A 13,433-nucleotide genomic window follows, 5' to 3' on the forward strand; every position below is an offset into this window, starting at 1 on the left:
AATTCAAAATACGAAGCTGAATCTATACCTATATTTGATGGTATAATCAAAAAGCCCCACACATTATGACCTATTTTATAGCTTTAGGAACTTACATGGTATTAATGTTACTTTTCAAAGTTTATTTCCATTATAACCATTAATGTATCTTACATAAAAATCGAATCGGGTCGATACATCCGGTTAAGATTTCCAAAGATTTCATAATAAGGGCAAGGAGACATCTTCTTGCCCTTTTCTTATGTCAATATCTGTTAAACTAAATACAAATCAAATTCGGTTGTTAAACCATTGTAGCTAATAAAAGTCTTACTATCAAAATCCATTAAAAATAAAAAACATGAAAAAAGTAATCGTATTGGTTGCCTTGATAGTAGGTACAACCGCTATGGCGCAACAAAGAAAAGGTAACAGGGGAAATTCAATGAAGGATTTGACCGTTGAACAAATAGCGACCCTTCAAACTAAAAAAATGACTTTGGAACTCGATCTTACCGAAGCACAACAAACGAAAATCCAGGCATTGAATTTGGAGAATGCCACCAAACGAAAAGCCAAAATGGAAGAACGCAAGGCGTTAAGGGATTCCGGGGAACGGCCTAAATTATCAGCCGATGAAAAATATGCACTTCAATTGGAACGTATGGATGCAGCCATCGCCCAAAAGGCCTCAATGAAGAAAATCCTTAATGACGAGCAGTACGCCAAATGGGAAATGAAGAGGCAAAAAAGAGGGAATCGCGACATGGGCGAGGGAAGAGAATCCAAAAGGAGGAAATAACATCAAATAAAGAATAAAAAAAGGCGCTAAATGCGCCTTTTTTTATTTTAAGTCATCCACAATTCTTTCCAAGCTTTTTATGGTAAAATCCAAATCGCCATAGGAAAGGGCATCATTCAAGAAATAACTTTCAAAAGCGCTGGGGGGCAAATAAACCCCTTGCCGTAACATTCCGTGGAAATATTTTTTGAAGGTCTCGTTATTCCCTTTGGCCGATGATGCGAAATCCACCACAGGTTCGTGGGTAAAATGCACCGAAACCATACTTCCGAATCGGTTTATTTGATGTGGAATCCCATTCTTGACCAAAACTTCCTCCAAACCGTTATGCAAATAGGCGGTCTTATCGGCTAAACTCTTAAAAACACTTGGGTTTTTATCAAGCTCGGTCAACATGGCCAACCCTGCCGCCATTGCCAAGGGATTCCCACTTAAGGTACCTGCTTGGTAAACGGGTCCGTCCGGTGCCAAATGCCCCATGATCTCATCCTTTGCCGCAAAGGCACCGACAGGCAAACCTCCACCGATAACCTTCCCGAAGGTCACAATATCGGCATCGATTCCCAAAGCCTCCTGGGCACCACCTTTTCCCAATCGGAAACCGGTCATTACCTCATCAAAAATCAATAGGATATTTTCTTGCGTACATAGTGTCCTCAATCCGTTGATAAATTCTTTCTCAGGGATAATACATCCCATATTCCCGGCGATAGGTTCAATGATCACGGCAGCTATGCTCCCCTTATTGGCTTTGACCAATTCCTTTACGCTTTCCAAGTCGTTATAATTGGCCAATAAGGTATCTTTGGCCGTTCCTTGGGTAACCCCCGGACTGTTGGGGCTTCCGAAAGTAACCGCCCCACTGCCGGCTTGGATCAAAAAAGAATCGGAATGCCCGTGATAACAGCCTGCAAATTTTATGATTTTGTCCTTTCCCGTATATCCACGTGCCAATCGAACGGCACTCATACAGGCTTCGGTCCCACTATTGACGAACCTGATTTTATCGATATTGGGCACCATGGATACCGCAAGTTCGGCCAAATCGGTTTCAATCTCGGTCGGCATACCGAACGAAGTCCCTTTCTTGGCCTTTTCAATAACAGCATCAATTACCGGACCATGGGCATGACCTAGGATAAGCGGCCCCCAGGACGCAATATAATCGATCAATTTATTTCCATCCTCGTCATATAAATATGCCCCTTTTGCCTGTTTTACAAAAATGGGATCACCGCCAACGGCCTTAAACGCCCTTACCGGGGAATTGACCCCACCGGGGATATACTTCCTGGCCTCGGCAAACAAGGCACTACTTCTTTTATAAATCATTTCTATTTTTTGGTCTACTTGGTCTGGATAGTGATTTTCTGTCCTATCGCCAAATTATTGGAATTCATATTATTGATCCGTTTTATCTCGTCAACGGAGATAAAATATCTTCTTGAGATGGAATATAAAGTGTCGCCCTTTTTCACTACGTGAACCTTGTTCGCCATAACCTTAGGTTCCGCAGCGACTATTGCATTGTCCAATCGTACTCCCTTGTCGAACCTGTAAAGCTTGTACTTCTCTATAAGATATATCAGTTTTTGTGGATATTTACGATCGGTGGCATAACCGGCTTCACGAAGGCCTTTCGCCCATCGTTCGTAGTCGGTACTGCCATAGTTGAACAAAAAGGCATAACGGGCCCTACTGGTCAAGAATTCACTATGGTCCCTATAAGAATACATGGGGTGATTGTATTTCCGAAAGCATTCCCCTTTTTCATCGTCGTCGTGATAATCATAATCGCCTTGCCAACCCTTATGGCATTTTATACCAAAATGGTTATTGGTCTTTACCGCCAACTCCCCTTTTCCATATCCACTTTCGAGCAGGCCTTGTGCCAAGGTTATACTCGCCGGGATGCCATACGCCTTCATTTCGTATTGTGAAATTTCAGAAAAGGTATCTATATACTCTTCCGCAGAGCCTATCGAAAATCTTTTGAATTTCCCGTCATCCTCCGGGAGGGGATAACGTCCGGTGGATGCATAGGTATGCCGGGTATTTTCATTCGTGGTTTTAGCCTCCCTTTGAACGGACCTATCGGTATGTGTGGTTCGCTTACTGGCCTTACAACCGATAAGGAAAATCCCTAAAACCGCTATTGAAATCAGTTTTTTCATCATAAATCGATCAATGGTAAGTTCTTTATTTTCAATTTGGCATTCATTCCTTTTATTCCCTGCAACCCTCCTGTGTGGATGGCCAATATTTTGGTGCCCGGTTTAAATTGACCCTTTTGGACCATATCCAACAAGCCAAACATCATTTTACCCGTATACACCGGATCTAAAGGAATTTTGGTTTCTCGTTTAAAATCATTCATGAATCTTATCAGCTCAGGAGTTACTTTCGCATACCCCCCAAAATGATAATCGGTCTGCAAGTCCCAATTCCCTTTGACGGCAAATTTACGAATATCTTCCTTTAAAAAATCCCCTTTCAAGGCAGGGAAACCCAAGACGTGTTGATCGATTCCCGAAGCATTGATGATCCCCGCAACGGTACCTCCTGTACCCACACTACTGCATATGATATCAAAATCGGCATCCTCCCCGGTCAAGATCTCTTCACAACCTTTAACCGCCAAGGTATTGGAACCCCCTTCCGGTAAGGGATAAAACCGACCGAATTCATCATTCAACCGGGCCAAAAATTCCCCATTCTTTATTTTTCTATAATCCCCTCGAGGAACAAACTTCAACTGCATCCCCATTTCGGCCGCCAGTGCCAAAGTCGGGTTATCCTTCCATTTAAAAGCCAATTCCTCACCACGGATCACCCCTACACTCTGTAATCCATATTCCTGTGCAGCACATGCAGCAGCTGCGATATGATTGGAATACGCACCGCCGAAGGTCAAAAGGGTATCATGCTTCCCGAGCATGGCCTTTTGGATATTGTATTTTAATTTACGGTATTTATTCCCCGAAATGAGCGGATGTATTTTATCCTCCCTTTTTATAAAGAGGGCAACCCTTTTCTCCTCCAAAATCGGGAGGTTCACTTTTTGGTTCTCAATTCGCATTTAACGGATTTTCAGCACCAAAGATATTTAATAAAGCTGAAAAAGGAACGGTTTGCAAGGTAATCCAAGTTTTTTTCATTGCGATAGGCCTCCCGTTCAAAACTAAGGTTTTGATACCCTTTATAACAGTTTAAATAGTACAGGGACTTTACGAGCCATTCGGTTATATAAAGGATATAGAAAGGGAAAATCAACAATTCCTTTTGTTGAACCAGGTGTATTCGCTCATGGTTAATGAGATAGACATCGTTTTTTAAGGCATCATTTTTTAAAAAAATGAAAGGCCAAAGGGAAAGACCTACATAATTTTTATAGAAAAAATGTCTGAATACTAAAATCATGATCCGATTATATAACGACTTATTCCAAATATAATTGTTAAAATATAAACGTCCTCGATAAATCAGGGCGTGTTACCCCAAAAATCGACAAAAACACCCTTCCCTTCAAAAAAGCAATAAATTCAAAGGACTTAACATTCCCAAAACAGGCTATATCGACAGAAACCATTAATTTTGGCGCATAGGACAAAAAACATTCCGTTCCCAATGAAAAAAATAATCAAGCCCGAAGAAGGTGATTTTTACCTCTCAGAAATGGGCTATAAGGTCTTTACGGAACAGTACCATCTTAAACGTGGCTATTGCTGCGAGAGCGGATGCAGGCACTGCCCTTTTGGGTATAATTCCAAGACAAATTCAAGATGATTTTTTAGTCTTTCGGCACGATTTTTGAGCTTATTTATTTTAACATGAAGCATTAATTCCTAAATAAAATAAGTTATGAAAACAACGAAAATTCTAGCGCTCCCCATAATGGCACTGCTTTTTTTAAGTTCCTGTGTATCGGTCCGCGTTTTATCCGATTATGACAAGGAAGTCGATTTCAACGGTTACAACACCTATGCTTTTTATAAAACAGGAATCGATAAGGCACAAATATCGGACTTGGATAAAAAGAGGATCCTTAAAGCCATAGATGCCGAATTAACTGCTAAGGGCATGGTAAAATCCGATAATCCGGATGTTTTGGTGAGTATATTCACTCGGGAACAGGAACAGGTTGATGTATACAACAACTACTGGGGTGGTGGTTGGGGATGGCATCCCTACTATTGGGGTGGTTTTGGTCCCGGTTGGGGATGGAACAATCCGGCGGTAAGTACACGCACCCAAGGTTCGCTCTATATCGATTTGATCGACGCCAAAAACAAGGAATTGGTATGGCAAGGTAAGGGAATCGGCACCTTGGACAACACCAGTAATATTGAAAAGAAAGAACAGCGTATACGGGAATTCGTTTATGAAATACTACAACAATATCCCCCTGGAAGTGCTTCAAAATAAAAAATAAAACGAGTGAAACCGCCTTTAAATTGGCGGTTTTTTATACCCAAGCCCAAAAGAGTCCAAATCACGACCCATTTTCGTAACTTTAGATAAAACAAAACCAAAAAAAGTGTCGTACAAGAGCAATCCCATACTGGACAAACTTCCCGGTCATCTGAGGCAGTTCATAAAACCCCAGGATTACGGGGAATATTCTGCCATAGATCAGGCCGTATGGCGTTACGTAATGCGAAAAAACGTGGATTATTTAGGTCGTGTTGCACATGGCTCCTATCTGGAAGGCTTAAAAAAAACAGGGATTTCGATTGAACAAATCCCGAACATGTACGGCATGAACCGAATCCTTAAAGATATTGGATGGGCAGCGGTAGCGGTAGACGGTTTTATCCCGCCTTCGGCATTTATGGAGTTCCAGGCCTATAACGTTCTCGTTATTGCCTCCGATATCAGACAACTGGAGCATATTGAATATACCCCTGCCCCGGATATCATACATGAAGGTGCCGGGCATGCCCCGATTATCGCAAATCCTGAATACGCGGAATACCTAAGACGCTTTGGGGAGATCGGATGCAAGGCCATCTCAAGCGCCAAGGATTTTGAGTTGTTCGAGGCCGTACGGCATCTTTCCATTATCAAAGAAGCCAGTGGTACTACGCAAAGTGAGATTCAAAAGGCCGAGGATAAGATCGGTACACTACAACAAAATATGGGGGAACCCAGTGAAATGGCCCTTATACGGAATTTACATTGGTGGACGGTTGAATACGGCCTAATCGGTACCTTGGACAAACCTAAGATCTACGGTGCCGGACTTTTGTCATCCATAGGGGAAAGCAAATGGTGTATGACCGATAAAGTAAAAAAAATACCTTATTCCATCGAAGCTGCCCACAAGACTTTTGATATCACCAAACCACAACCCCAACTGTTCGTTACCCCTGATTTCGCATTTCTAAGTCAAGTATTGGAGGAATTCGCAAACACCATGGCATTACGACAAGGTGGACTACTAGGCATCGATAAATTGATCAACTCCAAGGAATTGGGAACCATTGAATTAAGCACCGGTTTGCAAATTTCCGGAAATTTCGATAAGGTACTATCCCACAAAGGCCAACCAATATTCTTCAAAACCAATGGCCCCACCGCATTGGCGTATCGCGAAAAAGAACTGATCGGCCATGGGATCGACAAACACCCTGCAGGTTTCGGGAGTCCATTGGGAAAATTAAAAGGCATCAATTTGGCCATTGAGGACATGAGTCCCCGTGACCTTAAAGCCTATGACATTTATGAAGGAAAGCAAGTTACACTCGATTTCGAGGGAGGCGTGACCGTTTCGGGCCAAATCATTACCGGAACACGTAATTTAATGGGGGAAATTATTTTGATTACCCTCAAAAACTGCACGGTTGTTTACCGTGACGAAATCCTTTTCCAATCCCATGGGGAATTTTACCATATGGCCATCGGGGAACACATCGTATCGGCATATAACGGTCCGGCCGACTTAAATAGTTTTAACCTTATGACCCATAAATTACATACAACTACCATAAAACCGGAGAAAGACACCAAAAGAATCCAGCTCGAGCAGCTTTACCGACAAGTTCGGGATTTTAGGGAGGGTAAGAATACCACGATCTCCCGAAACAAGATCTTTAAGGCCATTAAGGACAACTACCCTGAAGACTGGCTGTTGTCCGTTGAACTTTATGAACTTGCCAAATCCAACAACGATTTCATATTTGCAGAAGATATACGTGACCATTTGGAAAATGTAAAACTAGACAACCCGACAGTAGGTCATTTGATCGATGACGGGATTGCACTGGTCAATGAAAATTTCCATACACATCGCGCCAAATGAAAATGAATCAATAACCTTACCGCCCAATACTATGAGAACCTATGCCTTAATCGCTATATTATTCTTTAGCGCCCTAGGCCTTGCACAATCGCAGGCCAATTACGACGAAACAAAAGTTCCCAAATTCACACTTCCGGATGTGTTAACTTCCTTTAGTGGCAATCCTATCACCAATCAGACCGAATGGGAAGAAAACAGGCGCCGTGAAATCCTGCAATTCTTCGAAAAGCAGGTATACGGTAAGGTTCCCGATCGGTTGGATGAGTATGGCTTTAAACTTTTGGAAGAAAGCAATGACGCCTACGGTGGAAAGGCAAGGCGCAAACAGGTGGCCATTACATTAAAGAAGAACAAAAAAAGCATTACTTATTACATGCTTATTTATCTTCCAAAAGGAAACCCAACAGCACCCGTTTTCCTCGGGTATAATTATTACGGCAATCATACGGTGACCAATGACCCCAACGTACCGATTACAAAAGCTTGGGTAATGAACAATGATTCTTTTGGCATAACGGACAACAAAGCTACCGAAAGCAGTAGGGGGATAAGAGCACACAGGTGGGCCATAGAAAAGATGTTGGATAATGGGTTTGGCCTTGCGACCATTTACTATGGCGAAATCGACCCGGACAAAAACGATTTTTCAGATGGTGTACATCCACTATTTTACAGGGATGGACAAACCAAACCCAAAACGAATGAATGGGGAAGTATTTCTGCATGGGCCTTTGGGTTGAGTAAAGCGATGAACTATCTGGAAAGCGACGTCAATATTTCCAAAGTGTTCGTTTTCGGACATTCGCGCTTGGGTAAAGCCGCACTCTGGGCAGGAGCTACCGATAAAAGGTTTGCAGGGGTCATAAGCAACAATTCCGGTTGTGGCGGCGCGGCCTTGAGCAGGCGTAAATTCGGTGAGACCGTAGCGCAGATCAATACTTCTTTCCCACATTGGTTTGCAGACAGCTTTTTAAAGTATAACAACAATGAAAGAACACTTCCGGTAGACCAACATCAATTATTGGCTTTGATAGCGCCAAGACCTTTATACGTGGCCAGTGCACTTGAAGACCAATGGGCAGACCCCAAAGGTGAGTACCTCTCTACATACCATGCCTCCAGTATCTATGCACTTTATGGTAAAAAAGGGATGACGTCCAAAGAAATGCCTGAAGTTGACCGCCCCTTGCAACAGACCGTGGCCTACCATATAAGATCGGGAAAACACGACGTTACCGATTATGACTGGGAGCAGTACATTAAATGGGCAAAGAATTTTGCTCTATAAAAATCCAATCCCCAAAGGGGTAGGTCGGGCGAATTTACCTAACCCTTCCCTTACCCTATAATGGCCGAGGCTTAAAAGGTGATGAAGGGGTGTTTTTGTTGTAGCTTTTCAATTTTCAGTTTCAACGATTGTAAGAACTTACGATGCTGTTCCGATTCAGGGAAGAAGGGACGGTGCATTATACCTTTCTGTATTTCTTCAACGGCCCCCATAGTTTGTTGGGCGTTTGCTGAAATCCATACCCCGCTGAATTTCTCCCAAATATAATCCACCGCCAAATCATTGGGATGTACCATATCATTTTTATAAAACCGATAATCGCGAAGCTCATCCATCATAAGCTCAAAACTCTCAAAATAAGCCACTTGGGCCTCTTGTCCCGATTGACTAACCACTTCATGTATCGCACTGATCAAATGGGCCTTACTTCTTTGGTTCCCTACAAAGCCATCCTTAAGATGCCTTATAGGCGATACGGTCAGTACGCATTGGATTTTCGGATTCACGGATTGCAACAGACCTATCATTTCTTTTAGACTGTCGACGACTTCAGTTGCCGAAAGCAATTCCTTGGCAAAGGCTTTCTGCGGCACTTTATGGCAATTGGCCACAAGTGCATTGCTTGCCCTATGCCGATATACCCATGATGTACCTAAGGTAACCAAGACATGGGTAGCAACGGTAAGTTGTTCCCTGCTTAGGGTTAGGGCACCATTCAGTTTCGATAACAGCTCGTCTTTGGACGAATCACTCAAATCGGAATGTACGTCAAAGCAATGCCATCTTTCATTGTAATGGAAAATATCATCCTCTGAATAAAACTCTCCCCTAATGGCCTTCGAAAGCAACTTTTCAATCGCTTTGGGGTGAAACAAAATACCAAACGGATTCTGGAGTGTCCTAAATTTATAATACTCCAATTTAGCCCCGATATTCTCCACAAAACAAGAACCCAATAGCAGTACTCGACTTTGATAATCAATTTGATTATTGGCGGATTGTAGCGGTACTCGGGTCTGTAGTTCCATAGGTCTAGGAAAGGTATCCTTTCGCTTGTTCCAATGCCTTCGCAATACCTTCAGGGTTCTTACCCCCAGCCGTGGCGAAGAACGGTTGCCCTCCTCCGCCTCCCTGGATAAACTTACCCAGTTCCCGGACAATGGCCCCTGCATTCAAGTTCTTTTTAGCCACCAATTCCTTGGAAATATAGCAAGAAAGCAGGGCCTTTCCATTCTGTTCCGTACCAAAAAGCAAGAACAGATTATCTTTATCATTCCCCATTTCAAAGCAAAGGTCCTTGATTCCCGCAGCATCCAAATCCAATTTTTTGGCCAAGAAAGCCACGCCATTGATCTCTTCCATCTGCCCCAACAATTCCCCTTTAAGATTTTTGGCCTTATCCTTCAATAAAACTTCCACTTCTTTTTTGAGTCTGGCATTTTCAGTCTGAAGGGCTTCTATGGCCTTGACCGGGTCTTGGGCATTGTTAAGAAGGTCCTTTATTTCGAATAGGCTACGGTTATTCTGATGGTAAAAGTCCTTTACGGCATCCAGGGTAATGGCCTCTATCCTACGTATCCCTGCGGCAACGGCCCCTTCCGACCTAATTTTAAAATGCCAGATATCCGCTGTATTCCTTACATGGGTCCCCCCACACAATTCTATGGATTGCCCAAAACGGATGGTTCGTACGGCATCACCGTATTTTTCACCAAATAGGGCCATGGCCCCTTCCTTCATGGCTTCTTCCATTGGAACGTTGCGATTTTCCTCTAAGGGCAATTGGCCATCGATCCTTGCATTTACGAAATTCTCAACAGCCCTCAACTCCTCTACCGTTAATTTTGCGAAATGGGAGAAATCGAAGCGTAGATATTTGGAATGGACTGCAGAACCCTTTTGCTCTACGTGCGGACCTAAAATCTCCCGTAGCGCTTGATGCAATAAATGCGTCGCCGTATGGTTGGCGGCCGTTCGCAAACGTTGTTTCCTGTCAACTACCGCCTTATAGGTCTCCCCCGTATGCTTTGGCAAATGCTTTACAAAATGTACGATCTCATTGTTTTCCTTCTTCGTATCCAAGATATAAACCACATCGCCATTGGCGGCCTCCAAGTAACCTTTATCCCCTACTTGTCCGCCTCCTTCGGGATAAAAAGGCGTAAGGTTGAATACCAATTGATATTGCTCCCCTTCTTTTTTAGAAGTCACTTTTCGATATTTGACCAGCTTTACCTTGGTTTCCAGGATGTCGTACCCTACAAACTCCTGTTCGGCGTCATTCATCAGGACTATCCAATCCCCTTTTGCCACCTCGGAAGCCGATCGTGATCGATCTTTCTGTTCTTGCATGGACTCATGAAAACCTTTTTCATCCAGGGTATAGCCTTTTTCTTCCAATATCAATGCGGTAAGATCGATGGGAAAGCCATAGGTGTCATACAATTCAAAGGCTTTTCTACCGGAAACTTCCTTTCCTTTGGTTTGTTTGACCACATTGTCCAACAAGACCAAACCCTGCTCCAAGGTATGTAAAAAGGAATGCTCTTCTTCCTTGACCACATTCTCTATCAATTGGCGCTGCTCCTTCAGCTCCGGGAATGCATTTCCCATACTTTCCGTAAGTACATTGACCAACCGGTACATAAAAGGTTCCTTGGTATCAAGGAACGTAAAGCCGTAGCGAATGGCCCTCCTAAGAATCCTACGTATGACATAACCCGCCCCGGTATTGCTAGGCAATTGTCCGTCAGCAATTGAAAATGAAACGGCCCGAATATGATCAGCGATGACCCTGATGGCGATATCAGAAGCTTCATCCTTACCGTAATCCGTTCCTGTAATGGCTTCAATCTCACGGATGATCGGTGTAAAGACATCGGTATCGTAATTCGATTGCACGCCCTGCAATACCATACACAAACGCTCGAATCCCATTCCGGTATCCACATGTTTTTCCGGTAAGGGTTCCAAACTGCCGTCTGCCTTACGATTGTATTGCATAAAAACCAGGTTCCATATCTCAATGACCAGGGGATGATCTTTATTCACCAAGGAAGCACCGGGTATTTTGGCTTTTTCTTCCGCCGAACGGATATCCACATGGATCTCTGAGCATGGACCACATGGACCTTGGTCTCCCATTTCCCAGAAGTTATCTTTTTTGTTCCCCATGATAATGCGGTCTTTGGGCACAATGGCACTCCATAATTCCAAGGCCTCCGAATCGACCCCAAGCTTATCGGCATCATCGCTACCTTCAAAGACGGAAACATATAGACTCTCCTTGTCTATTTTCAGCGTCTCTGTCAACAACTCCCATGCCCAGGCGATGGCTTCTTTCTTAAAATAATCGCCAAAACTCCAATTGCCGAGCATCTCGAACATCGTATGGTGATAGGTATCTTTCCCAACCTCTTCCAAGTCGTTGTGCTTACCACTTACCCGCAAACATTTTTGAGTATCGGCAACACGTTTGTCCTTGACCACGCTATTCCCCAAAAAGAACTCCTTAAACTGGTTCATACCCGCATTGGTGAACATCAATGTGGGGTCATCTTTTATGACCATGGGTGCCGAGGGTACGATCTTATGGTTTTTTTCTTTGAAAAAGTTTAAAAACAGGGTCCTAATTTCCTTGGAATTCATCTAAAATGGTAAGGTTTTAATAATTTTCAGAAATTGTACGAAACAATTTTTATATTTGTTTGTTGCCTAAAAATGAAAGCACAAAAATAGGATAAAATCCATTTATGTCTAAAGTAAAGTATTATTACGATCCCGACACACTTTCATATCGAAAGATAGAGCCAAAAAAATCAAGACGGTACAGAAATATCGCATTCTTTTTTTTAGGCTCCTTTCTTTTTGGATTACTATCATTGGTATTGCTTTTAAATACCAATTTAATAAACACGCCCAGGGAACTTTCCTTACAGCGAGAGGTCAAGAACTACGAATTGCAGTTTGAGCTCCTCAATAAAAAAATGGAACAGATTGAGGATGTCCTGGCCAATGTGGAAGATCGTGACAACAACATATATCGGTTGTATTTTGAAGCGAACCCAATACCCGAAGAACAGCGTAGGGCAGGTTTTGGTGGGGTAAACAGGTATAAGGCCCTTGAAGGCTTCAACAATTCGGAAATGGTGATCGCCACCACGAAAAGGCTCGATATCATCAAAAAACAACTGGCCATCCAATCAAAGTCTTTGGATGAAATTACCAAGTTGGCCGAAGAAAAAGAAAAATTACTGGTTGCCATCCCTGCCATACAACCCATCAACAACGAAGACCTTACCCGCATGGCCTCTGGCTATGGATGGCGTACGGACCCGTTTACAAAGGCGAGAAAAAAACATTGGGGAATGGATTTTACCGCTCCCAAAGGAACCCCGGTCTATGCATCGGGTGATGGCAAGGTCACTCGGGCCGATAACAATTCTTCGGGCTACGGTAAGCACATTCGCATAGACCATGGTTATGGATATTTGAGCCTATATGCGCATTTAAGCCAATATAACGTAAAGAGAGGCCAGAAAGTCAAACGGGGTGACCTCATCGGTTTCGTCGGCAATACCGGCCGTTCCGAAGGTCCACATTTACATTATGAAGTTTGGAAAGACAACCAAAGGATCAACCCGATAAACTTCTATTACGGTAGTTTATCGCCTGAGGAGTATGAGAACATGTTGAAATTCGCCAATCAAGAAAACCAATCCTTGGATTAATGCATATAGACTTACCCGAAAAACGATACTACGGTATTGGCGAAGTCGCCAAAGCTTTTGGGGTAAACACCTCCTTAATACGTTTTTGGGAAAAAGAATTTGATGCCCTTAAGCCCAAAAAAAATGCAAAAGGCAATCGCAAGTTCACGCCTCAGGACATAAAGAACCTTCAATTGATCTATCATTTGGTCAAAGAGAGGGGATTTACACTCGAAGGGGCCAAAATTCATTTGAAGGAAGAAAAGCAAAAAACACTATCGAGTTTTGAAATCATCCAAAAGTTGGAACGTGTTAAAAGCGAACTTGAAAAAATAAAAGATCAACTCTAAATAA

General features: G+C 43.0%; 12 protein-coding genes. 7 read left to right on the forward strand and 5 right to left on the reverse strand.

Annotated elements, in window-relative coordinates; genetic code table 11:
* Nucleotides 1-340: 340 nt before the first annotated feature.
* Nucleotides 341-781 (forward strand): Spy/CpxP family protein refolding chaperone, encoded by a 441-nt coding sequence (locus tag PHU20_RS12875; protein ID WP_274825794.1) that lies wholly within the window; start codon nucleotides 341-343, stop codon nucleotides 779-781.
* 42 nt (nucleotides 782-823) lie between these two features.
* Here PHU20_RS12875 and hemL read toward each other — a convergent pair whose 3' ends face one another.
* Genes hemL through PHU20_RS12890 form a run of 3 tightly spaced genes read right to left on the reverse strand, consistent with a single transcriptional unit; the run spans nucleotide 824 to nucleotide 3,860 of the window.
* Nucleotides 824-2,113 carry a glutamate-1-semialdehyde 2,1-aminomutase gene (hemL, locus tag PHU20_RS12880; protein ID WP_274825795.1) on the reverse strand — a complete coding sequence of 430 codons (1,290 nt, stop codon included), beginning with the start codon at nucleotides 2,111-2,113 and terminating at the stop codon, nucleotides 824-826.
* A 14-nt stretch (nucleotides 2,114-2,127) separates the two neighbouring features.
* Entirely contained in the window at nucleotides 2,128-2,958 is an 831-nt protein-coding gene (locus tag PHU20_RS12885) for a glucosaminidase domain-containing protein (protein WP_274825796.1), read from the reverse strand.
* The gene (locus PHU20_RS12890) at nucleotides 2,955-3,860 is read right to left on the reverse strand and encodes a 1-aminocyclopropane-1-carboxylate deaminase/D-cysteine desulfhydrase (RefSeq protein WP_274825797.1); all 906 of its coding nucleotides are present in this window, start codon (nucleotides 3,858-3,860) and stop codon (nucleotides 2,955-2,957) included. The genes PHU20_RS12885 and PHU20_RS12890 overlap by 4 nt, the downstream gene beginning before the upstream one ends.
* Before the next feature lie 548 nt (nucleotides 3,861-4,408).
* Here PHU20_RS12890 and PHU20_RS12900 point away from each other — a divergent pair.
* The 4 genes from PHU20_RS12900 (at nucleotide 4,409) to PHU20_RS12915 (ending at nucleotide 8,370) form a co-directional block, all read left to right on the forward strand.
* Entirely contained in the window at nucleotides 4,409-4,567 is a 159-nt protein-coding gene (locus PHU20_RS12900; protein ID WP_274825799.1) for a C1orf53 family protein, read from the forward strand.
* A gap of 75 nt (nucleotides 4,568-4,642) precedes the next feature.
* Complete coding sequence (locus tag PHU20_RS12905; RefSeq protein WP_274825800.1) at nucleotides 4,643-5,206, forward strand: DUF4136 domain-containing protein; 564 nt, start codon at nucleotides 4,643-4,645, stop codon at nucleotides 5,204-5,206.
* A 112-nt stretch (nucleotides 5,207-5,318) separates the two neighbouring features.
* Nucleotides 5,319-7,082, forward strand: a complete 1,764-nt coding sequence (locus tag PHU20_RS12910) for an aromatic amino acid hydroxylase (protein ID WP_274825801.1) — start codon at nucleotides 5,319-5,321, stop codon at nucleotides 7,080-7,082.
* Between the two features lie 31 nt (nucleotides 7,083-7,113).
* Entirely contained in the window at nucleotides 7,114-8,370 is a 1,257-nt protein-coding gene (locus tag PHU20_RS12915; RefSeq protein WP_274825802.1) for a glucuronyl esterase domain-containing protein, read from the forward strand.
* 71 nt (nucleotides 8,371-8,441) lie between these two features.
* Here the strand turns inward: PHU20_RS12915 and PHU20_RS12920 are convergent, their stop codons facing one another.
* Together PHU20_RS12920 and alaS are read right to left on the reverse strand one after the other, a co-directional pair.
* Complete coding sequence (locus PHU20_RS12920) at nucleotides 8,442-9,398, reverse strand: GSCFA domain-containing protein (RefSeq protein ID WP_274825803.1); 957 nt, start codon at nucleotides 9,396-9,398, stop codon at nucleotides 8,442-8,444.
* 4 nt (nucleotides 9,399-9,402) lie between these two features.
* Complete coding sequence (gene alaS / locus PHU20_RS12925) at nucleotides 9,403-12,018, reverse strand: alanine--tRNA ligase (RefSeq protein WP_274825804.1); 2,616 nt, start codon at nucleotides 12,016-12,018, stop codon at nucleotides 9,403-9,405.
* Between the two features lie 104 nt (nucleotides 12,019-12,122).
* On the opposite strand from alaS, the gene PHU20_RS12930 reads away from it, so the two are divergent.
* Together PHU20_RS12930 and PHU20_RS12935 are read left to right on the forward strand one after the other, a co-directional pair.
* Entirely contained in the window at nucleotides 12,123-13,100 is a 978-nt protein-coding gene (locus PHU20_RS12930) for a M23 family metallopeptidase (protein WP_274825805.1), read from the forward strand.
* Nucleotides 13,100-13,429 (forward strand): MerR family transcriptional regulator, encoded by a 330-nt coding sequence (locus tag PHU20_RS12935; RefSeq protein WP_274825806.1) that lies wholly within the window; start codon nucleotides 13,100-13,102, stop codon nucleotides 13,427-13,429. The genes PHU20_RS12930 and PHU20_RS12935 overlap by 1 nt, the downstream gene beginning before the upstream one ends.
* Nucleotides 13,430-13,433: the final 4 nt, after the last annotated feature.

The organism is Maribacter polysaccharolyticus (genome assembly GCF_028882255.1).
In the GTDB taxonomy this organism is placed as follows: Bacteria; Bacteroidota; Bacteroidia; order Flavobacteriales; family Flavobacteriaceae; genus Maribacter_A; species Maribacter_A polysaccharolyticus.

What these genes read in the sequence shown, in the direction of transcription:
- hemL (WP_274825795.1), bottom strand. Translation starts at nt 2,113, where the DNA reads ATGATTTATAAAAGAAGTAGTGCCTTGTTTGCCGAGGCCAGGAAGTAT.
- PHU20_RS12915 (WP_274825802.1), top strand. Translation starts at nt 7,114, where the DNA reads ATGAGAACCTATGCCTTAATCGCTATATTATTCTTTAGCGCCCTAGGC.
- PHU20_RS12890 (WP_274825797.1), bottom strand. Translation starts at nt 3,860, where the DNA reads ATGCGAATTGAGAACCAAAAAGTGAACCTCCCGATTTTGGAGGAGAAA.
- PHU20_RS12905 (WP_274825800.1), top strand. Translation starts at nt 4,643, where the DNA reads ATGAAAACAACGAAAATTCTAGCGCTCCCCATAATGGCACTGCTTTTT.
- PHU20_RS12875 (WP_274825794.1), top strand. Translation starts at nt 341, where the DNA reads ATGAAAAAAGTAATCGTATTGGTTGCCTTGATAGTAGGTACAACCGCT.
- alaS (WP_274825804.1), bottom strand. Translation starts at nt 12,018, where the DNA reads ATGAATTCCAAGGAAATTAGGACCCTGTTTTTAAACTTTTTCAAAGAA.
- PHU20_RS12935 (WP_274825806.1), top strand. Translation starts at nt 13,100, where the DNA reads ATGCATATAGACTTACCCGAAAAACGATACTACGGTATTGGCGAAGTC.
- PHU20_RS12930 (WP_274825805.1), top strand. Translation starts at nt 12,123, where the DNA reads ATGTCTAAAGTAAAGTATTATTACGATCCCGACACACTTTCATATCGA.
- PHU20_RS12900 (WP_274825799.1), top strand. Translation starts at nt 4,409, where the DNA reads ATGAAAAAAATAATCAAGCCCGAAGAAGGTGATTTTTACCTCTCAGAA.
- PHU20_RS12885 (WP_274825796.1), bottom strand. Translation starts at nt 2,958, where the DNA reads ATGATGAAAAAACTGATTTCAATAGCGGTTTTAGGGATTTTCCTTATC.
- PHU20_RS12920 (WP_274825803.1), bottom strand. Translation starts at nt 9,398, where the DNA reads ATGGAACTACAGACCCGAGTACCGCTACAATCCGCCAATAATCAAATT.